At 50.5% G+C, this 20,828-nt stretch carries 16 protein-coding genes and 3 tRNA genes; 7 read left to right on the forward strand and 12 right to left on the reverse strand.

Annotated features, from left to right (window positions below; all coding sequences use genetic code 11):
• Positions 1–147 precede the first annotated feature (147 nt).
• Positions 148–786: an RdgB/HAM1 family non-canonical purine NTP pyrophosphatase gene (rdgB, locus tag BN4314_RS03615; RefSeq protein WP_021734476.1), complete on the reverse strand. Its 639-nt coding sequence runs from the start codon at positions 784–786 to the stop codon at positions 148–150.
• Between the two features lie 136 nt (positions 787–922).
• A tRNA-Val gene (locus BN4314_RS03620) sits at positions 923–998 on the reverse strand.
• 47 nt (positions 999–1,045) lie between these two features.
• Here BN4314_RS03620 and BN4314_RS03625 point away from each other — a divergent pair.
• The 3 genes from BN4314_RS03625 to BN4314_RS03635 all read left to right on the forward strand — a co-directional run bounded on the left by BN4314_RS03625 (position 1,046) and on the right by BN4314_RS03635 (position 5,045).
• Positions 1,046–2,629, forward strand: coding sequence for a Mur ligase family protein (locus BN4314_RS03625; protein WP_068539828.1), 1,584 nt, complete (start codon positions 1,046–1,048; stop codon positions 2,627–2,629).
• 34 nt (positions 2,630–2,663) lie between these two features.
• Positions 2,664–3,596, forward strand: a complete 933-nt coding sequence (locus BN4314_RS03630; protein ID WP_021734624.1) for an HAD family hydrolase — start codon at positions 2,664–2,666, stop codon at positions 3,594–3,596.
• A 189-nt stretch (positions 3,597–3,785) separates the two neighbouring features.
• On the forward strand, positions 3,786–5,045 hold the full coding sequence (locus tag BN4314_RS03635; protein ID WP_021734537.1) for a 5-bromo-4-chloroindolyl phosphate hydrolysis family protein: 1,260 nt from the start codon (positions 3,786–3,788) through the stop codon (positions 5,043–5,045).
• A gap of 122 nt (positions 5,046–5,167) precedes the next feature.
• Here BN4314_RS03635 and BN4314_RS03640 read toward each other — a convergent pair whose 3' ends face one another.
• Entirely contained in the window at positions 5,168–6,358 is a 1,191-nt protein-coding gene (locus BN4314_RS03640) for a toxic anion resistance protein (protein WP_021734774.1), read from the reverse strand.
• Positions 6,359–6,593: 235 nt separating this feature from the next.
• A complete protein-coding gene (locus BN4314_RS03645; RefSeq protein WP_021734609.1) occupies positions 6,594–7,808 on the reverse strand; it encodes an iron-containing alcohol dehydrogenase in 1,215 nt (404 codons plus the stop codon).
• Between the two features lie 260 nt (positions 7,809–8,068).
• On the opposite strand from BN4314_RS03645, the gene BN4314_RS03650 reads away from it, so the two are divergent.
• Both BN4314_RS03650 and BN4314_RS03655 read left to right on the forward strand, forming a co-directional pair.
• Positions 8,069–9,214, forward strand: coding sequence for a hypothetical protein (locus BN4314_RS03650; RefSeq protein WP_021734508.1), 1,146 nt, complete (start codon positions 8,069–8,071; stop codon positions 9,212–9,214).
• Positions 9,211–10,200 carry a hypothetical protein gene (locus tag BN4314_RS03655; RefSeq protein ID WP_068539830.1) on the forward strand — a complete coding sequence of 330 codons (990 nt, stop codon included), beginning with the start codon at positions 9,211–9,213 and terminating at the stop codon, positions 10,198–10,200. The genes BN4314_RS03650 and BN4314_RS03655 overlap by 4 nt, the downstream gene beginning before the upstream one ends.
• Positions 10,201–10,250: 50 nt before the next feature.
• On the opposite strand, the gene BN4314_RS03660 is transcribed toward BN4314_RS03655, so the two are convergent.
• Entirely contained in the window at positions 10,251–10,502 is a 252-nt protein-coding gene (locus tag BN4314_RS03660; RefSeq protein WP_068539832.1) for a hypothetical protein, read from the reverse strand.
• A 154-nt stretch (positions 10,503–10,656) separates the two neighbouring features.
• On the opposite strand from BN4314_RS03660, the gene BN4314_RS03665 reads away from it, so the two are divergent.
• A tRNA-Glu gene (locus BN4314_RS03665) sits at positions 10,657–10,731 on the forward strand.
• A 56-nt stretch (positions 10,732–10,787) separates the two neighbouring features.
• Here the strand turns inward: BN4314_RS03665 and BN4314_RS03670 are convergent.
• The 5 genes from BN4314_RS03670 to mfd form a co-directional block, all read right to left on the reverse strand.
• A tRNA-Leu gene (locus tag BN4314_RS03670) sits at positions 10,788–10,872 on the reverse strand.
• A gap of 91 nt (positions 10,873–10,963) precedes the next feature.
• Positions 10,964–11,974, reverse strand: a complete 1,011-nt coding sequence (locus BN4314_RS03675; RefSeq protein WP_068539834.1) for a Ppx/GppA phosphatase family protein — start codon at positions 11,972–11,974, stop codon at positions 10,964–10,966.
• Positions 11,974–12,822 (reverse strand): FtsB family cell division protein, encoded by an 849-nt coding sequence (locus BN4314_RS03680; protein WP_068539835.1) that lies wholly within the window; start codon positions 12,820–12,822, stop codon positions 11,974–11,976. The genes BN4314_RS03675 and BN4314_RS03680 overlap by 1 nt, the downstream gene beginning before the upstream one ends.
• Positions 12,823–12,994: 172 nt before the next feature.
• Positions 12,995–13,930: a nucleoside triphosphate pyrophosphohydrolase gene (mazG, locus tag BN4314_RS03685; protein ID WP_187369539.1), complete on the reverse strand. Its 936-nt coding sequence runs from the start codon at positions 13,928–13,930 to the stop codon at positions 12,995–12,997.
• Positions 13,931–13,965: 35 nt separating this feature from the next.
• Positions 13,966–17,451, reverse strand: coding sequence for a transcription-repair coupling factor (gene mfd, locus BN4314_RS03690; protein WP_068539837.1), 3,486 nt, complete (start codon positions 17,449–17,451; stop codon positions 13,966–13,968).
• A 31-nt stretch (positions 17,452–17,482) separates the two neighbouring features.
• Here mfd and BN4314_RS03695 point away from each other — a divergent pair, with 31 nt between their 5' ends.
• The gene (locus BN4314_RS03695; protein WP_082911155.1) at positions 17,483–18,460 is read left to right on the forward strand and encodes a YitT family protein; all 978 of its coding nucleotides are present in this window, start codon (positions 17,483–17,485) and stop codon (positions 18,458–18,460) included.
• 114 nt (positions 18,461–18,574) lie between these two features.
• Here BN4314_RS03695 and BN4314_RS03700 read toward each other — a convergent pair whose 3' ends face one another.
• The gene (locus tag BN4314_RS03700) at positions 18,575–19,417 is read right to left on the reverse strand and encodes a phosphatase (RefSeq protein ID WP_068539839.1); all 843 of its coding nucleotides are present in this window, start codon (positions 19,415–19,417) and stop codon (positions 18,575–18,577) included.
• Between the two features lie 41 nt (positions 19,418–19,458).
• Positions 19,459–20,649, reverse strand: coding sequence for a pyridoxal phosphate-dependent aminotransferase (locus BN4314_RS03705; protein WP_068540795.1), 1,191 nt, complete (start codon positions 20,647–20,649; stop codon positions 19,459–19,461).
• Positions 20,650–20,828 lie beyond the last annotated feature (179 nt).

The raw sequence follows: 20,828 nt of genomic DNA on the forward strand, positions 1-20,828 counted from the left end.
CGAAAACCGCCACCAAAAACGTTGCAACCTCAGGTTGCAACGTTTTTCTCTTGCCTCTATCTACCTGGACTTTTTCGAAGAGATGCAGGTAGGTGGGAGATATTGCAACCTGAGGTTGCAACGTTTTTTGACCATGGAAATTTGCGCTTATAGCTGCGAAGCCAGATGATCTAGTGCGCGCCGCCGGTGTGAAATAGCGTTTTTCTCGTCGGCTGTAAGCTCAGCCATAGTTTTGCCTGGCGTATCATCTGGGAAGAAGAGCGGATCATAACCAAAACCGCCGTCACCACGTTCCTCATAACCCACCCAACCAGGACAATCACCGTCTCCTGATAAAATCTGACGGCGTCCATCATCGGCATCTCTCACCAAAACAACCGTTGAGTGAAAATGAGCACGCCTGTTTTCATCGGAAACGTTTGCCAGTTCACGCAGCATCTTTGCATTGTTTGCTGCATCATCACCATGCACACCCGCCCAACGAGCCGAGTAAATACCAGGAGCTCCGCCGAGTGCATCCACACACAAACCCGAATCATCTGCCACAGCATACTCAAGGCCCGTCTCATCTAATGCCGCACGTGCCTTAATCATCGCGTTGTCAAAAAACGTATCTCCATCCTCAATAGGATCGGGAAAATCCCCCAAGTCTCCCAATGCCACAAAGCACATTCCTGGCATCATAGGTGAAAGAATTGCCTCTATCTCGGCCACCTTGTGCGCGTTTCCCGTCGCAACCACCACGGTTTTTGACGAAGGTAGCTCAGAAATACGAATGCATGCCATATTTGCCCTTCCAGATCTAACAGCGCCATAGCGCCGCAAACAACCAACCATTAGTAGGGTTCTGCGCTGGCAGTCCACACAACAATCTGCCTACAAAAAACCCGAGACCACAGAAGCCTCGGGTACACTAAGCATCTGGTGGGCGATGAGGGATTTGAACCCCCGACCTTGTGCGTGTAAAGCACCTGCGCTAGCCACTGCGCCAATCGCCCATAACCCGCGTGTCCGCGAGTGCTCTCGAGAGTGTATCATGAGATGCATGAATACTACAGTGCTAAATATCGCCGAGTTACTAAAAACTCACGGACTCCTAACCGCGGGCACCCAGCTCTTTGACCAAGAAGAGCAGGTTATTACTAGTGCAGACTGCGATTCTCGTGTTGTGAAAGCACATCATCTTTTCATTTGTAAAGGTTTAGCCTTCCGCACAGCATATCTAACATCAGCCCTAAAAAAGGGTGCGGTCGCTTATCTTTGCGACGAAAGTTACGCCTCGAAGCTGGCAGCTATCGCGCCAGGAGTTCCCGTACTTGTCACTACAGACAGCGGCCTTCGTCGCGCAATGGCACTTGTTGCAGCAGAAGCCTGGGGACACCCTGACCGCAATTTGAACATTGTGGGTATCACAGGCACCAAAGGTAAATCAACCACTGCCTACATGTTGCGTTATATCCTTGACGCTGGTGCCGATGGCAAAGGTGAACTGGGGTCGACCGCATCAGTCATTGGCTCTATTGCCACCTATGATGGCGTGGTTAATGAGGAGAGCCACAACACCACGCCCGAGGCCCCTGACCTATGGCGTTACCTGCACAACGCATTAACAACTCAGCACAACCCCATGGTGATGGAGGTTTCAAGCCAAGCACTAAAATATGATCGTGTTGACGGATTGAACCTCAATATTGCCTGCTTCCTCAACATAGGTCGCGATCATATCTCCCCACGTGAGCACCCAAATTTCGAGGACTATTTTTCCAGCAAGCTGCGTATTTTTGAGCATGCAAAAACAGCGGTCGTAGGGTTGGGAACTGATCATTTACCTGAGGTGCTCACTGCTGCTGCACCTTGCACCAAGCTTGTCAGCTTTGGCGTTGCCCACACAGACGCAGCCGCTCCCAGCGCCGCTGGCATCACCGCCGACATTTGGGCTGACCACATTACGTCAAGCGAAGGCACGGTAGATTTCGCTGTGCACACACCTGCCTGGACCGCAATTATGCATCTTGGCATGCCTGGCCTCTTTAATGTCGATAATGCTTTATGCGCAATTGCTGTAGCCCAACTGTTGGGCATCAGCCGCAATCAAATTCGTGCTGGCCTTGCCCGCTGTCGTGTACCGGGTCGTATGGAGCTTTTGGACTCGCCTGACGCACGCCACGTAGCCGCCATTGTTGACTATGCACACAACAAACTCTCCTACCAGCGCTTCTTTGCTTCTGTAAGCAAAGAATTTCCTGGTCGCCGCATTATTGCGGTCTTTGGAGCACCAGGCGGAAAAGCTCAAGAACGCCGCCAGGAATTACCCCTTGAAGCGTCAAAATGGGCAGATGTTCTCATTTATACTGAAGAAGATCCCGCACATGAACGCGTTGAAGATATCAATGCGGCGCTGCTTGCGGCAACTCCAGCCACACAGCATGCCGAGTCGATTCCCAGTCGCCCTGATGCCATCGCCCGCGCAGTCGAGCTTGCTTATGCAGAAAAAACACCTGCCCTGCTTTGCTTGCTCGCTAAAGGAGATGAGACCCGTCAACACGTAGGCGACGAATTTGTGCCCTGCGAGACCGACGAGACTCTTTTTTTACGTGCTATGCATGCACATCTAAGCCAACAATCCTAGTGCTACCGTCCGTTGTGTCCTAAAGGAGAAATGTATGCCAGCTCTGTCTCTGCCGACGTTCCCCTCTACTCCTGCTTTGCTTCCTGATTTTTTGCAAGAGCGCTTTGGACGCATCAAGCACATTTTTAGTGACACAGACGCCACCATGGTTACCCATGGTTCAGCGCTCTGTGACTCAGCAGGCAATCCATCTGTCGCACTACCGCAAGCTCTTGTTGCTTTGCAGCGTATGGGTATTGACGTAATCCCCTGCACTGGTCGCAGCCGCGCCATGATTCGCGAGGTTATACGCATGCTAGGGCTCCCCGGCTGGATTGGTGAGATGGGCGGCATTCTTTGCTTGCATGAAGGCACCACCAGCGATTGGCAGTACTTCACCGCAGACATGACCTTTGATCCTCGCTGCGGGAAAACCCCGCATGAGATCATCTTAGAGACAGGCATTGTTGAGCGCATGCAAAAGCGCTGGTTTGACTCTCTGGAGCTCTACAATGACAACGGTATCGGCTACCAATATCGCGAGGTATCAGTCGCGTTCCGCGGTGCTGTGATGGAAGATGAAGTTCGCCAGATGATGGATGAGACGGGATTGCCTCTCTACCTTGCAGATAATGGTATGGTCACGCGCATTACTGGCGATACCATCTTGCCTACCGTTGCAGGTGAGCGCCTTGAAGACGTGCATACCTACCACATTACACCGCGCGGACTCGACAAAGGTTCAGCTGTCGCGCGCTACATCGAACTGATGGGTTGGAATCCTGAGGAATGTCTTGCCTGCGGTGACTCTCCGGCAGACTGCGAAATGGCAAAACAGGTAGGCACCTTTGTGCTCATGCGCAATGGCATCCATAATCCCAAATCACAGGCCGTGCTTGCAGATGCAACAAACGCTTTTGTATCTGCTCGTCCAGCAACAGACGGTTGGTGTGATATGGCACATCTGCTCGCCGCGCTTCATTCATAGCTCGCGACTTCCTAACCAAGCAGAGCATGCTTTTTGTTGGAGTTTTGCTTCTTTCATTTAAACTTATGAGGTCATTTTCTGCTGGTTGTGCTTAATAAGCTCAACTGCCATAAAATAAAAGCAACGCGTCATAGTGACGCAACCAGTTCACAATTTACGCCAGCTTCGCTGACGACACAAAGAGGGACTATGACCAACAAGCAGCCTTTCGATCAAGAAACGCCAACTTACGAAACGCCAGGCCCTGGCTATCCACCTCCTCCTGATGTGCTTGATAGCCTCAATGACCTAGGCTCAACCGTTATGGGCAAGGTGAACGAGGCAGTCGAAGCTGCCGACTTTGCTGGCCTTTCGGCCTCCGTTTCAAAGTCAATCAAATCTGCAAGTACCTCATTTTCTCAAGCATTGGCAGGTCCTAGCCCCTACATAGTACGTGCACGCGGCAAAAAGACCACCGCTATGGCAAAAATGCTGGGCTTTGGCTACTTAGCGCTTATGAATGGAACGATAACTTTCGCCCAAATCCTTAGTTTGCCAGAGGAGCCCTTCATTTCAACCTTTTGTGCCGTCGCTACTTTTGGTGGCCTTACGTATTTGTTTGGCAAGCTCACAAGAAACGCCCATCGCGACCGTAAGCTCCTTCAATATCTTGAAAGACTTGCGCGCATTGCTAGTACGCGGCAAGCATTGACACTTGAAGAAATTGCCTTCCGAATGGGAAGTTCTCTCGATGAAGTCACAAACATGGTGCAGGCAGGTATTTCTCAGGGCTATATCCCTCATGGCCGTATTCGCCAGTCTCTTGATGGAAAAACCGTTTTATATTTGACCGACTACGCCTTTAAAGAAGCGGGCGGCACTGATTTGCCAAAAACCAAACAAAAGACTTCTGAGCGTATTGCTGCACGTAACAAAACTGCAGCTCCTGCTCCTGAAACTGCTGCTGGGAATGATACGAGTGATGCTACAGAGATTGCAAGCGAGACTCCTATCAATCCAAAAGTGACCGATGCGGTAGCAAAAGGTAAGGATTATATTCAACGCATTCGTTTAGCGAATAACATCATCCAAGAAAAGGAGATGTCGGACAAACTGGATGTGCTTGAAAAAAATGTACGCCGTATTACCGCACGCGTTAATGAGCGTCCCGATACGGTCGACCAGCTCACACAGTTCCTCAACTATTATTTGCCCACTACCGGCAAGCTTGTGGATGCCTATGCCGACCTCGACAAGCATGACGAGCATGGCCCTAATGCTGAGGCTACGCGCAGGGAAATAAAGACGACCCTTGATGTTATTAACGAGTCTTTCAATAAGCTTGCAGATGACCTGTTGCAGGATGCGGCATGGGATTTACAGGGCGACATGCATGTACTGCGTACTATGTTGACCCAAGACGGTCTTGCTGATGACCACGGACCCCGTGCTGATTCACGCCCTCTCTAGGGCTGCGGCAAGACCAAGCAGTTCAAACGGTTCAAGCAACAGAGCAACATATAAAGCTGGGCACTCAAAAGCGCCCAGCTTTGTCTTTCAGTACAAACGTCTATTGCTCTTGTGCCAAGAATCTAGTGTGAAGAAGCCTCAAGGAGCTTTTGTTTGAGCGCGCCTTCAATCTGGGCAAGCTCGGTCTCAGCAGCGATACGCTTCTCGTGACCTTCCTTTTGGATGGCCATAACCTCATCAAGTGTCGACATGAGTTGTTCGTTGGTGTGGCGTAGTGTCTCGAGATCAACGATGCCGCGCTCGGACTCTTTGGCCGCTTCTACGGTAGCGACTTTGAGCTGATCAGCATTATGCTTGAGCAGATCATTGGTCATCTCGGACACGGCACGCTGAGCCTGTGCCGCCTGAGTGGCATGTTGCACACCCAAAGCGATAACCATCTGGTTTTTCCACAAGGGGATGGTGTTGACAATGGTCGATTGAATCTTTTCAGCCATGACAGCGTTTGAGTTTTGCACCAAACGAATCTGCGGGAAGGTCTGCAAAGCCACTTGGCGCGTAAGTTCCAAGTCGTAGACACGCTTCTCAAAACGGTCACACTGCTGCGCCAAATCGCGCGCTGCCTGGGCATCTTCTGCCAAGCCACTTGCCTGCGCCTTTGCCTGCGCTGCGGGCAAATCCTCCGTGCGAACCTTTTCTAGCTTCTGCTTACCTGCAAGTACATACATTGTTAGCTCTTTGAAGTAGATGACATTGTAGTCATACATGTGATCGAGTTGGTCAACATCTTTAAGCAGCTGAATCTGATGCTTTTGCAATTCGTTCGAGATGCGCTCCACATTATTTTCTACGGTGGCATAACGAGCCTTGAGCTCCTGTAACTTGTTGCCTTGCTTTTTAAAAAAGCCTAAGAAACCTTTTTGGTCGGTCTCCTCAGGGTCAAAGCCCTTGAGATCAACGATGAGCTGGGTAATCTCGTTGCCTACACTTCCCAAGTCCTTGGTACGGACGGACTCCAGAGTACGATCAGAGAAGTCGGCCATCTTTTTCTGCGTGCCCACTCCATATTGCAAAATTGCGCCAGATTGAGCAAGGTCAATTTTGCCTGCAAACTCATCGACCTGCTTGCGCTCAGAATCAGACAGCATCGAATCATCGACATTAACGGTTGAAAGCGGTGTCACTGCAGGAGCCGGCTGGCTCAGATCGGTGCCAAACTCAAGCGTAGGCGCACTTGGTTTTGGAATTGTTGTCGAGGGAGCCTGACTCGGCTCATTGCCAAAATCAAGGATGGGGCTTTCGTCCACTGCCATATCGGAACCTTTCTCTGAGAGACTCAAAGCAAAAATCACGTGGATTGTGCTGGATACAGTATGCCCCGTTCGGCAACTTTTTTGCGCCTCAACTTGGTAGATGGGATACATTTTTAACGCTGGTGCCTGCCAGCTTGCCGCAACGCCCCTCGCAACAAAAACCAGCCGCACCCACAACGAATACGGCTGGCACAATTACGCGCAACTTCGTGCATCACACAACATGACGAGTGGCTTAGAACTCCACAGGCTGGTCGTAGTAGACACACTTGAGGAGCTGCTCCATCTCCTCCTGGGATGGCTGACGGGGGTTGGAGCCAGTGCAAGCATCGCCGATTGCGTTTTTGGCAACCTCGGGGAGCTTCTCAAGGAACTCGTTTTCATCGATGATGGAGGTCTCAGCCTTGACGCCACCCTGGCCATAGTTCTTGATGGCCTGGGGGATGTCGAGCTTGTCATTCAGGTCGCGGATGTACTGCACGAGAGCGGCAACGAGCTCTTCGTTGGTCTCACCCTTAAGGTGCAGGATTTCCTTTGCCACAAATGCATAACGCTCAGCAGCACGCTCGTCCTTAGCGTTGAACTGGATAACCTTGCCAAGATACATTGCATTTGCGCAACCATGGATGATGTGGCCACCAGAGAAAGCAGCACCGGTCTTGTGAGCCATGGAGTGAACGATGCCAAGCAGACCAGAGGAGAATGCGATACCTGCGATGCACTGGGCGTCGTGCATGTGCTGACGTGCCTCTTTGTCACCCGTGTAAGAGACGGGCAGCCAGCTGGTGATCTCACGGATACCGTGCAGAGCGTTGCCGTCAGTGTAGCAAGAAGCAACGGTAGAAACGTAGGCCTCAATGCAGTGGGTCAGAGCGTCCATACCGGTGTGTGCACAAAGCTTTGCAGGCATGCTGTAGGTGAGCTCAGGGTCAACAATTGCGACATCGGGGGTAATCTCGAAGTCAGCGATGGGGTACTTAATGCCCTTATGGTAGTCGGTAATGATCGAGAATGCGGTAACCTCGGTCGCGGTACCAGACGTGGAGCTAATTGCACAGAAGCGAGCCTTAGTGCGCAGAGTAGGTAGGCCAAAGATCTTGCACATGTCCTCAAAGGTGCACTCGGGATACTCGTACTTGATCCACATTGCCTTTGCAGCGTCGATGGGGCTACCACCGCCAACAGCGATAATCCAGTCGGGGCCAAACTCGGACATAGCCGCAGCGCCCTTCATCACGGTCTCGACAGAGGGGTCAGACTCAACACCCTCAAAGAAAGCGACCTCAAAGCCAGCCTCTTTAAGGTCGGCCTCGATGTCCTGCAGGAAGCCACCGCGACGCATGGAGCTACCACCAGAGACGATTATTGCCTTAGAACCCTTGAAGTTCTTGACCTCGTGACGAGCGCCCTCGCCAAAGTAAAGGTCGCGGGGATTCGTAAACCTACCCATTGTTGTTCCTCTCCTTTTGGCCGCATGTAACGCGGCAAATATACCTGCAATCCATATCATTTTTGCTACGGATTGTTGTGCGGAAACCCATAAATCCGCATGTACTTATAGTCTAGCCTGTCTCTGATATTTTCAGAATCATTGCATAATTTTGCGCGTTTACAGAAAAATATGCTTTTCTACCGAATACTTCTTGATTTATATAAATGTACAAGGAATAGTAGTCATGTTGACTAGAATTTGCATCTGAGAGGGCGGAAATGTCATTTGATGCCCATGCCGAAGACTACCAGAGATTAAAGCTGCGCTTGGCACAAACACTCGATTCTGCAACTCCTACAGAACTGCAACAAGCATACGACAACTTTGACAAGCAGTTCGTGCAATCGCGAGATACTATTCCCCAAACTGACAATGACCGTGCCTTTAATCTTGTGGCACGCGCAGCAACGTTGATTGACCGTCAGCTCCCTTTTTCGGAAGAACAGCGTGCGCGCGAGATTATCGACCGCGCACACGGCCTGCTTGCCGAAGCGGTGTTACTAGATCCGCACAACGCTGATGCTCGTCGTATGATTGCCGCCTCTGAACAACCAGGATTTGCTGCCTATTACCAGTGGCTTGATGCTGGAGAAGCTCAGGTGCGTGAGCAATGTCACAAGCAGCGTATACACGCTGGGGACAACTTGCCCAAACATTTGCGTGAGCTTGCAGAACACTTGGCGATGCGACCGTATTTCCGCTGGCTCGCAACCATGGCATCCCAGGCGGTCATCTGTGGGCGTAATCGTGAGGCACTAAAGCTTTGTGCTAAAGCACTGGATGCCGACCCGCTCGATATGGGAGACGTGCGCTGCACTGCAGCTATCGCTTTTGCAAAGCTTGAGGATTCTAGAGGCTTTGCTGCACTTGAACAAAGTTTTATCACCACACCCCGTAACGCTGGTGGACCCAACGCGTGGCTCTCCCTTGGTCGAATGGCACTCGCATACAAGCAGTGCGACTTTGAAACAGCTGAATCCAACCTTCAACATGTCATAACTACCTATCCGCATGCAGCAGCAACCTTTATTCGTCAGCATGAATTGCCCGATGGTGTATTTGCACGACTGCCCGTAGCTCCTGGCAGTGAGGATGAGCTGATTGTGGCGCTATCCGAGGCAACCGTACTTCTACAAGAAGGACGCGAGCAGGGCGCACGCGGACCCTTTGGTTTGTGGCTCGCTGAAACAGCCACCGAAATGGCCCCCTCCTGTGAGGCTGCAGAAATTGCCCAAGCGCGACAGCAGGCAGAAGAGCGTTTCCGCATACTGAGCGATCTTGCTCATAACCAAGGCAACTCCAATAAGAACAATTCGAGTGAGGATAATGACAGCTCGCCTACACCCGAAGGAGGCTTGCTGTGAAGACCCATGAAGAACTGATTGCGCGTCTTGCTCAAAGACGCAGTGCCAAGCTTGGAAACCTCTCAAAAAGTGGATTTGAAGAGCTGCTGCGTGCCGTCCAAGCAAAGCCCAAGTCTTTTATAGATGATCCCCGCGATGAAGCATTTTCCGTATTTATCGATGCCCTTGAGCGCTATGAAAAATCTGCTGAGAATGCTGATTTTATTGATGCGGATGATGCGTTCTTTGCTGCGCGCAGCCGTAGGCTCAATCGCCTTATCGCCGACTGTGATCGTGCGCTCGCCCTTGATGAAAACTGCGCAGACGCCTCTTTGTGCAAGCTGCTTGCACAAGACTTAGCGGGTGATGATCTCATCGAGCAGCTCTTCACATTGCGCCAGAATCTAGCGCATAACATAGAGTCCGAACCACTTCTTAGCCCTCATGATGATAGTGAGGATGTCTGGGACGACGTGTTTACGCATGGTATGTTGAGGGTTCAATCGGCCCTTAGTCGTGCGCTTTTTGATACCGCACGCTACCGCATGGCTGAAGATGCCTGTAGACAATTGCTCGATATGGCACCGAGCGATATGCTTGGCGCACGCCATACCTGCGCGCTAATCCTTGCCCGGCTCGAAGATGAGGATGCGTTTGAGGAGCTTGATGTTCACTATGGTCGCCATGGCGATTCATGGTCACATCTTGCCCGCGTGATATTGCTCTTTAAGCTCAATCGAATTTCTGCAGCAAAACGCGCGTTGCTTGGTTACTCAAACCTCGTTGAGGGTGGTGCTTATGCGCTTTTGCGCCCTGTGCTGGTAGATACCTACATTCCTGACCGTCCCGGGCTTCCTGCCTGCAGCTTTTCGGAGGCAACACTAGCCACACACGAAGCAGATCCCATCATTGTAGATACACCAGATTTAGTACCTTGGGCAGAAGAAATCCCGCAGATAAACTCTGCCGCTCGTAATTGGGCTGAGCAAAACGATTTTGACTGGTGAGTATTTACACAAGCAGTGGCGCCCAAACAGGAAGTTTACTACCCCTAAATTTACATTCCCGTGCGTTTTCGCCACTCTTCACGGAACTCCTCAACCTCTTCATCTGTCGTGCGGTGGGTTGGAGTTAATCCTTCTTTGCGGAATTGCTCGCGGATTCTTGCTTGGTTTTCCTTGTTTTGCTCATCTACCATTCGATTAAAACGATAACTCTGGATTGCCCTATATATGAAATAGGGGCTAATTAAAATCACGCCGACGATTCCAAGAATGCCCATCCATGCAAGATACGATACATATGACATAAGAAATCACACCTTTAAAAATCAGTGCTTATTCGTAAAATCATTTTAGTCAATCTACACAAATGGTAAAACTCACATTGAAACTGGTGGGATAAAAAATCTTTTATTCCTGCACTACCAGTAGAGCGATGTGCATGGTATACTCTTTGACCGCGTCCCCATCGTCTAGCGGTTAGGACACCGCCCTTTCAAGGCGGCGACACGAGTTCGAGTCTCGTTGGGGGCACCATTTTTGCATTACTGACCGCCTTCGGGCGGTTTTTTCTTTTAGAGTGTGTTTTAGACTGGTAGGGGCGGTGGGACTCGAACCCACAAGACCAAGGTCGGCGGATTTTAAGTCCGCTGCGTATGCCAATTCCGCCACGCCCCCATATATACAAGAACAACGCATGAGCGAAAGTTGTGTGGCAGATATTATAACAAGCCAAATCACAGAGTGAGTTCCAACTTTGCACAGATTTTTAGTCGAAATGAGTAAAGTTGGGTCTCCAACCCACAACTGTCGTCTCTTTTCGAATAGCTGCGTCCAGCGTCAAGGACATGCCAACGAGCAAATCTGATTCACTTACTGTCAGTGTCTCACAGCCCGTCTGTTTCATAAGCTCGCTTATAGCAACGCTTCCCGCAAGAATAACTGGCGCACGCTTTGCTTGCAGACCAGGAAGCTTTGCTCGCTCCTCTACAGTCAGACCTGCAAGTTTTTCTTCTAAAGCACAAACCTGCTGATAGTCAAGCTCGCTCAAATGTACGCGCGCACTATCGTAGGGTTCCAATTCAAGTGTCATAGCCACGAGCGAAGTTGCCGTACCACCACAGGCAAGCAATTTTTCTGCCTGCAAGTGCAAGCTATGTGCCTCAGCAATTACGGGTGCAAATTGTTCTGCTGCAAACTCATGTGCTGCACGCAAATCCTCCACACAAACCCGCTTTTGCTGGGAAAAATAACGATCGGTCAACCTGCGACAACCCACGTTGGTTGAGCGCACCAGCCCCATATCAAGCCCTGCTGCCGACAACATGCCCCAAGCAAGCTCGGTTGAGCCGCCCCCATTGTCTGCTACCAATAATTTGTGAGCAAAAAAATCCTGTGCAACACCCAAGAAGGTTAGTTGCCCCTCAACTTCACCAGGAATCACTTGGGGAAGAAGACCTAAGGCCTGCAGACGATATAACAGCTCATCAGAGTTTTCCGCATCACGAGCAGCACTCGTAAGTGTGCACACCGCCCACTCTGCCCCAGCCTCTTGAGCTGTCGCAACATAGGCAGCAATACACTCACTTACGCGATTGATAGCTGCAGAATCTAGCCTACCTGTCTTATCCACACCTGCACCAAGGTTGACAATGGTAGATTGCTTGGTGAGCGCAACCACACGCCCCTTGTGCACTCGAGACAAAGCCAGACGCGCTGTCACCGTACCAATATCAATAACTGCCAACAGGCAATCAGCAGCATCCCCATCTGTAGCCATTAGCCTAAATCCTCCCTGTGATACTGGAAGATAAAGTCGAGAAGTTTTTGCTGAAAAGACCCCGTATTGATGGTTTTGGTCTCCTCAGTTGGCTTGCGCGCATCCTGAGAACTTACGGTCTCGTTGCTTTTTTTGCTATCGCCACTGCCATCTAGGCCCTCAACCACAACACCCGTTTCGCCCTGATTGACATAGCCACGTTTACGCGCTTCGTCCTCAATGCCTTCGCTCGTTTGTAGGCGCTCAATATCACCCAACAGCTCACCATTTTTATCTTTGAGCTGAGTGTAGTGTGCTTTGAGATCCTCCTGAGTACGACGAGCCACATAATAATCGCGCAGGGGAGGATATACCGCAAAGACAAGCAAAGCCACGATTGCAAGCGCAATACAACCTTTGATGCGGCCAGGTGTTGCCGTCACAAAACCAACAATACGCGCAGGAATGCTCTGTCTCGCAGACGCATGTTCTCGGCGCTTTTCTTGCCTCAAACTCTGCTCTGCCCTCACGCTACGACGCACAGGCACACGCTTATCGCCCTTGGAGCTCATGTCTGCAACACCCGAATGAGGCGCATCCGTCTTGTGTTTATGAAAAGAAAAAGAAGGCTTAAAACCCGCACCAGAACGTTTGGAGCGTTTTGGCTGAGGCACATTAACAACCTCACCAGGCAAAATACGACGCGGACCCTCGGGCGGAAGCTCATCGAGAGGGCTTGGATTGTTACGTGTAGCAGTTTTTGCAGCCTCAGCCTCACGCTTCACCGCTGTGCGGCGCGCGCGATCACGCTCGTCGGTATTCGAACTGCTATAACGCAATCCGGGTAGCTCAATGTTGCCCTGGCTCATGTCTGCTGCTTCGTTTCTGCATCGTATTTGACCAGCCATCGCGAAATCCGTAACTCGCGATACATTCATTATGCCGCAGCCACACGCTGTATTGTGACAAGGTTGAAAGACTAGACCATTTTTCCAAGCTCACATCAAATCAATAGTACCCACGAGGCACAGCAAAACCATGCTATGCACGCTCTTCTTGTTTGCTCTGCAGCCAAAAATCTTCAAGTTGAGCAGTAGAAAGATCAGAAATATCCTTATCATTGGCCGCTGCAAGTTCTTCCATGCGCGCCCAACGACGACGAAACTTACGATTAGAAGCTGCAAGGGCTGACTCAGCATCAATGCCCTGCCAACGCGCAACGTTTACCAATGCAAAAAGCAAATCACCAAATTCCTCAGCAGCAGCATCACTTCCCTGCTCTTCTGCCTCAAACTCTGCGCGCTCTTCAGCAACCTTATCCCAGACGCCTGCTAAATCATTCCATTCAAAGCCAGCCTTTGCTGCTCGTTTTGAAATCTTTTGAGCTTGCGCAAGTGCCGGCAAGCTCATCGGTACAGAGTCAAGGAGACCTTGCTTATCGTCAGCGTCCCCGGCTGCTGCGCGCTCATCTTGCTTTACGCGATCCCAGATATCGAGTACTTTTCCTGCAGAATCAACCGCACCCAGCGCCGCTGCATCGCCAAAGATATGAGGATGACGACGTATCAATTTTTCGTTGAGCTCACGACACACATCATCAATATCAAAAAGACCACCACGACCACCCGATATACCGCCATCCGCGGCAATCTGTGAGTGAAGCAACACTTGTTCAAGCACATCACCCAGCTCTTCGCGCAGATGAAGCTCATCGTTGTCCTCGATGCATTGCACTGCCTCGTAAGCCTCTTCAATCATGTTGCGCGTAATGGAATGATGCGTTTGTACCTTGTCCCAAGGACAGCCATCGGGCTGGCGCAATCGCCAAATCATGCGCACAAGACGGTCGAATTGTGGATGCATTGTGGGAGCGCCTTCACGTGCAGCAATCTGTTCATCAATAGTTCTTGCAAGACTGGCACTATCATCAGGGATAAGAGATGGCCTTTGCGTACCCTCAATGTTTTGCTTTGTCATAGCTACCTCTCTATACGCGGATGCGACACGTGATGCTATTGCTCATCTTCTTCTACATCATCATTGCCGCCAACCGCTTCAAGTACACCGAGTGCAGCAGGCATGACCTGTTCTTCCGACTTGTGGAAGGGGTAGATGAGTTTGTTCGTCTGGGGATAATACAGTCCGCGACGCTCACGCACACGCAGTGACAGCTCACGGCTCAGCTTGATACCAATATAAGTCAGCCTACTTGCTGCCAAAGAAACCGACGCTACGCCCAAGCGCGATGCGCGGATGCGAATGCGCGCACGGTCAAAAAGATTTTTTGCTGCCAGCGGCATCGCGCCGTAGCGCTCCTCAAGCTCAATTTGCAGCTTATCGACCTCAGCTAATTCTTCAGCGCCTGCCAGCTTGCGGTAGGTCAGTACACGACGATCAACCTCAGGCAAATATTCTTCTGCCAAGAAGTAATCTGCAGGTAAATTGATAGCAACGTCGGGTTGAGCAAGATTCTCTTCGCTCGTCTCGCCTCGTGCTTCAGCAACTGCCTGACTGAGCATCTGTGTAAAGAGATCAAAACCAACGCTCGATAAATTACCATGCTGCTCTGCACCCACAAGCGACCCCGCACCGCGAATCTCCAAGTCACGCATAGCAATTTTCATGCCGCTGCCGAGTTCTTGATACTCATTGATAGCGGTGAGGCGGTCAGTCGCCTCGGGCGTGAGGGGCTGCTCAGGAGGAAACATAAAGTAGGCATACGCCTGAGTATGTCCACGCCCTACACGGCCCTTGAGTTGGTACAACTGTGCCAAGCCTAGGCGCTGTGAGTCTTCGATAATCAAGGTATTGGTATGTGGATTATCAATACCACTTTCGATGATAGTTGTCGCGATAAGAACATCAATGTCATGCGCTTCAAACTCCATCATGACATCTTCAACCTTAGAAGCTGTCATCTTGCCATGCGCCACGCCAATGCGCGCCTCGGGCGCTGCTTCCATCACGCGAGCAACCGCATCGTCAATAGTATGTACGCGGTTTGATACGTAATATACCTGTCCCTTGCGTGCCATTTCCTCACGTATCGCCGCTGATACCACGTCAGGATCATACTCCCCTACACTCACCATAACAGGCAGCCTACCTGGAGGAGGTGTCATGATAAGACTCATATCACGCACGCCACTCATCGCCATTTGCATCGTACGTGGAATGGGCGTAGCCGAAAGCGTGAGTACATCAACTTGCTCTCGCAGGTTTTTGAGCTGCTCTTTGTGTTGGACGCCAAAGCGCTGCTCCTCGTCAATGATAACAAGGCCAAGGTCATGGGGATTAACATCTGCCGATAGCAGACGATGCGTACCGATAAGCACGTTGACTTTGCCCTCTGCAAAGTCTGCTATGGCACGGCGTGTCTTTGCGGGAGTCACAAAGCGCGATAGCACGCACACATTCAGATCAAAGGGAGCAAAGCGAGCAAAGAAGGTCTCATAGTGCTGTTGCGCCAAAATCGTCGTAGGACACAACACCATGACCTGCTTGCCATCTTGACAGCACTTAAATGCAGCTCGCAAAGCAACTTCGGTTTTGCCAAAACCTACATCACCACACAGCAGGCGGTCCATCGGACGATTGCTTTCCATATCCGCTTTGATGTCAATGATGGCAGATCTTTGATCAGCTGTCAGCTCATAGGGAAAATTGGCTTCCATATCAAGCTGCGCTGGCGTATCTGGTGCAAAGGAATAGCCCGCAACTGTTGCGCGACGCGTATAGAGATCCACCAAGTCAAAAGCGAGCTTTTTTGCTGAAGCGCGCGCCTTGTTGGTCGCACGACTCCAGTCAGCGGTATTAAGTCTTGTCAAACGTGGAGATGCGCCGTCGGCACCTACATAGCGTGTCAGACGATCAGCTTGCTCTATAGGCACAAACAACAAATCGCCTGCTGCATATTCCAGGCGGAAGAAGTCCGATGGTGCGCCAAAGTCGCTTCTGCGCTCAATTGCAGCAAAAAGCGCAATACCATGGGTTTCATGCACCACATAGTCCCCTGGCTTAAAGGGAAAGCTCACTTCAGTAGGATCGATATGCCGGCTGCGATGACGTTTGCGTTTGGCTATACGCGAAGTTAAATCAGACACAGAAAGCAGTGCAAGACGAGCCGAAGGCAAGACAACACCCGCAGGCACAGGTGCATCAATAAAATTCACCATACCTGCCTTGAGCGGACGAGCGGACGCATTGGCATCAGGCGACTCTATGGGCACTTGATTTTCGGGGTCAGCGCCAAGCGTTTCGCAAAAAGCAATATGCTCTGCCGAGAAAGTCTGCTTCAACGCTTCACGCGCACGGCGATCGGGCATAGCAAAAAGCACCGTGCTACCGTTGTTGAGCAACTCGCGAACACGACCAAGCAAACGTGTATCTGTACCGGCGATGCCAGGCTGCTTAACTTCAATCTGGGCGGTTACCGTACCTCCCGTACGAAGAATAGACGAGAGCGACAAGCGTTGTTGCTTACCAAAATCTAGATTGCGTGGCGCGGTATAGAGTTCGGAAATATCAATACGCTTGGCATTGGCTGTGGCACTCACCTCTTCATAGCTACGCATGCAATCATCAAATAACGCGCGAGGCTCCGCAAGAACAACCAGCATATCTTTGCTCATATGCTCCAGCGGACTGCTCGTTTTGCCGTAAAGCTGAGGGAGATAACGTTCAAGCGTTGGATCAGCTGCACGTTGCTGAATCAGCTCCACATCAGCAGCAATATCGGTTGAATCTTGTGCAGCGTTATAGAGTGCGCGACTCGCATTGGCAACGGTACGGTCGGTAAGCGCCAACTCGCGGCATGGTACTACCGTCACGCCCTCGAGCTCACCAATGGTTTGCCCTGTTGAGGCCACCATGCGACGCACGCGGTCAATCTCATCACCAAAAAATTCAATACGCACAGGGCTTGTAGCTTGGGCTGGAAACACATCAATCGCATCACCATGCGCATAAAAGAGACCGGGGGTGTCGACTTGTCCTGCTTCTCCCGCATCGGAATAACCCATGCTCACAAGCACGCGCGCGGCATCACTAAACTCGACTTCATCGCCGATATCAAATCGTTTGCTCGCAAAATAATCCGTACCATATGGTGGTACGCGACGAAGTAAGGCATGGGCGCTCGCTACCACAAGGACCTGCTCGCCCACAGAAAGTTTGGCTACTGCTTGGCAGCGCGCACCAATTACTGCTTGATTGGGCTGCTTGTCAGACCAGGGGTAATCCCGCCGATCGGGATAACGCAAAACGCGCTCTTGCCCCAACCAAGCAGCAAGCGAGCGAGCGGCAAGGTCAGCCGCATCCTCACCTGGCACTACAAAAAGACAGGGTCGTGGATTTTGCGCCCATAGTGCAGCCACCATCAAGGGGCGTGCAGACTGCGCAAGCGCAAGCGTCGCGTCTTTACCAGCGCACAACTCCTGCAAGAGAGGTTTTAATTCGGGGGCAGCCAACAGGCGCCGAGCAACACGATTTATTAGCATAAGAACATGGTACCATTCAACGAAGTCAGCGATGGGTGGGGCAACAGAAAGGGATGCTATTTTGAGCGGTAAGCTCACCGATAAGGCACTGGAATTTGCGCGCTACCGAAGCGTACGCAGAATAGTCACCAGCATTGCTGTTGTATGTTCTGCTCTACTTCAGGCATTTGTATTACAAGTATTTATCCGACCTTCGGGCCTTCTGTCCAGTGGCTTTACAGGACTTGCAATTCTCATAGACCGCATTGCTTCCTTGGGCGGTCTTTCCTTTCCAACTTTTGCGGGTATGATTGCGCTCAATATACCCGTGGCACTTGTATGCTGGCGACACATTTCACATCGTTTTGTTATTTTTTCAAGTATACAAGTCGTCCTTGCATCAATGTTTTTGCAATTGCTGCACTTTCAGCCATTGATGAACGAAACCATACTCAATGTTGTTTTTGGCGGCGTGCTATACGGTCTCTCTATCGCGGTTGCCCTGAAAGGTGGCGCATCTACTGGCGGTACTGATTTTATTTCTATGCTTGTGGCCAAACGTACCGGCAAGACCATTTGGTCGTATGTTTTTGCTGGTAATTGCCTTATGTTGGTGGTTTTTGGATGGCTTTTTGGCTGGGAAAACGCTGCGTGGTCCATCATTTTTCAGTATCTCTCAACTCATACAATTTCGGCTTTTTATCATCGCTATGAACGTGTGACGTTACAAATTACCACGCAATTGCCCATGCAGATTCTTACTGCCTACCAATCACGCTATCGCCATGGCGCTTGCGTGGTGAATGGTTACGGTGGTTATTCACATAAAAAGATGTGGATGATTACCACCGTCATTTCCGCCTATGAGCAGGACGAAATCATACACCTCATCCGAACAGTCGATTCGCGTGCCGTCATCAACGTTATGCGCACTGAGACCTTTGTTGGCGGTTTTTATCGTGGTTCAATTGACGAACCCGTACCGACCGCATTGCCTCGCGATGATGGTGAAGTCACCATTGAGGGTTAAGGGCAATCAGGGATTGCGAGTCTCGCTGCCTCACAATCCCCAAATTTTTTGCTTAATGCCACTCTGACAGGCTTATCGTTTATTTCTATAGTGCTGCCTTGGCCTCAGCCTCTTTTATGCAGGCGGAATAATGGTGCCTGCCAATGCAAGGCCCGCATCACTTAATGCCTGCTCAAAGACTTTGGCTGAACGTGTTGCAATTAAGTCAGCTGGAAAATCAATCTCATCTAAAAGCAGAGGAGCCTGCTGCAGACGACCCACGTTATAGGATATATGTGCATCAGTATTGACCGCAATCTGCACGCCCATCTCAGCGCAACGCTCAGCAATCTTGCGGCAATTATCGCGCACATGAGGGTCGTAATACTCAGCAAAGCTATGCTCATTAATTTCAATGACCTTGTGCAAATCGCGTGCCACCGTCAGCAGCTCGTCAACATCAAACGGTACTCCTGAACGGCCGGTATGTCCTAAAATGAAGACTTTGGGATCTTCAAGTGCGTGTACATACATTTCTGTGGTCTCTACGATACTCGCGTTGTTGGTAAAGACTTTGCCATGTACGCTGGCGATAACGTAATCGCACTCCTCAAAGACATATTCCTTAAGTGTTATTGGCTTAATAGGGGTATCAACGATATTTTTGTCATAGGTCGTATCCCAACCAAACAAGTGACCGTCAAGATCAACAATATCTGCCTCACAGCCATGCAACAAACGCACACCATGCCAGTCACGCGGCCAGCAATGAAAATTAGCAAAGTACTGGAAATTGCGCATATTGCGGCTCTCAAACAGCATGTCCGAAAAGTGCTCGCTGATGCCTAGTAGTTCCAAGCCACAATCAGCTGCTGCACGTACATTTTCCTCGACTGTCGAATAGGCATGACGGGAATAAACGGTATGCGTGTGCACATCACAAGCATAGCGTCGCTCCTGCGTAGATAAAGCTGTCATACGTACTCCCCCCTTATCTTGTTTGCATGACAATCGCTGACTTATCTGTCCTGCTCGTAACTTTCCTTGAGCTGCTTCCAAGCGGGCATCGAATTAACAATAGTCTCATAGCTAACGCAATAACCTAAACGCACCCAGCCTTTGCAACCAAAACTGGTGGAAGGCACTGGCAGAAGTTCAAAGGATTTGGCACGCTCAAAGAAGGCTTCATCATCAGGTTCAAGCGCCTGAACCCATAGATAGAAAGCTCCTTGCGGCTCAATAAAGTGATAGCCCAGCTTGGAAAGACCTGAGGTAAGAGCAGCGCAATTCTTTGTATAAGCATCGACATCCGCAGGCAGTTCAACACAATCTGCAAGCACACGTTGGAAAAGCGATGGCGCGCAGACAAAACCCAACTTACGGCCAGCCCCGGCTACTGCAGACACAAGACAATCGTGATCGGGGTTTGATTGAGGCACATACACCCAACCAATACGCTCACCTGGCAGTGATAACGCTTTGGAATAGCTATAGGCCACAATAGTGCGATCATAATAGCCAGGGACCCAAGGCACCATTGCACCGTAAACAATTTCGCGATAGGGCTCATCAGAAATCAGATATATTGTGCTGTCGTACTCCTTCTCTTTGCGCTGGAGTACATCTGCAAGATCGGCAAGATTATTGGCAGAATAAACGGAACCCACAGGGTTATTGGGAGAGTTGATAAGTATTGCTTTGGTACGAGGTGTAATAGCTGCACCAACTGCTTCTGTATCAATTTGGAAGTCTTTTTGGTTTGCAGGAACCTCGATACACGTAGCACCTGCAGTCTCAATCCACACGCGGTATTCGGGAAAATAAGGAGTAATTACGATAACCTCATCACCCGCGTTGACCACGGCATGCAAACTGAGTGTTATTGAGGCTGCAGCACCGCAGGTTAGATAAAGATCATCAGCGTCAACCGTGCATTCGTAGCGACGCGCAAGAAACTCAGCAACTTTTTTTCTCACAGACGGCAGACCATTGCTCGGAGTATAACCATGCAGCTGCATGCTTGGGAGCTCTAGTGCGCGTTCAATCGAGGCTCGTACCTCAATGGGAGCGGGAGCTGACGGATTGCCAAGCGAAAAATCAAAGACTTTTTCGGCGCCAATCTTTGCTTTACGGGCAGCACCATATGCAGCAATTTCACGGATAGAAGATTTGGAGGCACCAAACGAGTAGCTTTGTTGGTTGATAGACATGCAAATCCCTTCTGACGACGCATGTACTACCATTGTAGCCCCTTTACTTTGCACCACCGTCTGCCTTGATTTTGTGCGTAATACCCTCACGAAGCTGGGATTACTTATGTAGACACAAGTGTGCTTTTCACCGCAATAAAACTACCCCCAAAAATCCGCAATGAAAACGCTTGCAGATT

The organism is Olegusella massiliensis, assembly GCF_900078545.1.
GTDB classification, from domain to species: domain Bacteria; phylum Actinomycetota; class Coriobacteriia; order Coriobacteriales; family Atopobiaceae; genus Olegusella; species Olegusella massiliensis.

Coding starts and splice junctions, on each gene's coding strand:
- rdgB (WP_021734476.1), bottom strand. CDS start 786: ATGGCATGCATTCGTATTTCTGAGCTACCTTCGTCAAAAACCGTGGTG.
- BN4314_RS03625 (WP_068539828.1), top strand. CDS start 1,046: ATGAATACTACAGTGCTAAATATCGCCGAGTTACTAAAAACTCACGGA.
- BN4314_RS03630 (WP_021734624.1), top strand. CDS start 2,664: ATGCCAGCTCTGTCTCTGCCGACGTTCCCCTCTACTCCTGCTTTGCTT.
- BN4314_RS03635 (WP_021734537.1), top strand. CDS start 3,786: ATGACCAACAAGCAGCCTTTCGATCAAGAAACGCCAACTTACGAAACG.
- BN4314_RS03640 (WP_021734774.1), bottom strand. CDS start 6,358: ATGGCAGTGGACGAAAGCCCCATCCTTGATTTTGGCAATGAGCCGAGT.
- BN4314_RS03645 (WP_021734609.1), bottom strand. CDS start 7,808: ATGGGTAGGTTTACGAATCCCCGCGACCTTTACTTTGGCGAGGGCGCT.
- BN4314_RS03650 (WP_021734508.1), top strand. CDS start 8,069: ATGTCATTTGATGCCCATGCCGAAGACTACCAGAGATTAAAGCTGCGC.
- BN4314_RS03660 (WP_068539832.1), bottom strand. CDS start 10,502: ATGTCATATGTATCGTATCTTGCATGGATGGGCATTCTTGGAATCGTC.
- BN4314_RS03675 (WP_068539834.1), bottom strand. CDS start 11,974: ATGGCTACAGATGGGGATGCTGCTGATTGCCTGTTGGCAGTTATTGAT.
- BN4314_RS03680 (WP_068539835.1), bottom strand. CDS start 12,822: ATGAGCCAGGGCAACATTGAGCTACCCGGATTGCGTTATAGCAGTTCG.
- mazG (WP_187369539.1), bottom strand. CDS start 13,930: ATGACAAAGCAAAACATTGAGGGTACGCAAAGGCCATCTCTTATCCCT.
- mfd (WP_068539837.1), bottom strand. CDS start 17,451: ATGCTAATAAATCGTGTTGCTCGGCGCCTGTTGGCTGCCCCCGAATTA.
- BN4314_RS03695 (WP_082911155.1), top strand. CDS start 17,483: ATGGGTGGGGCAACAGAAAGGGATGCTATTTTGAGCGGTAAGCTCACC.
- BN4314_RS03700 (WP_068539839.1), bottom strand. CDS start 19,417: ATGACAGCTTTATCTACGCAGGAGCGACGCTATGCTTGTGATGTGCAC.
- BN4314_RS03705 (WP_068540795.1), bottom strand. CDS start 20,649: ATGTCTATCAACCAACAAAGCTACTCGTTTGGTGCCTCCAAATCTTCT.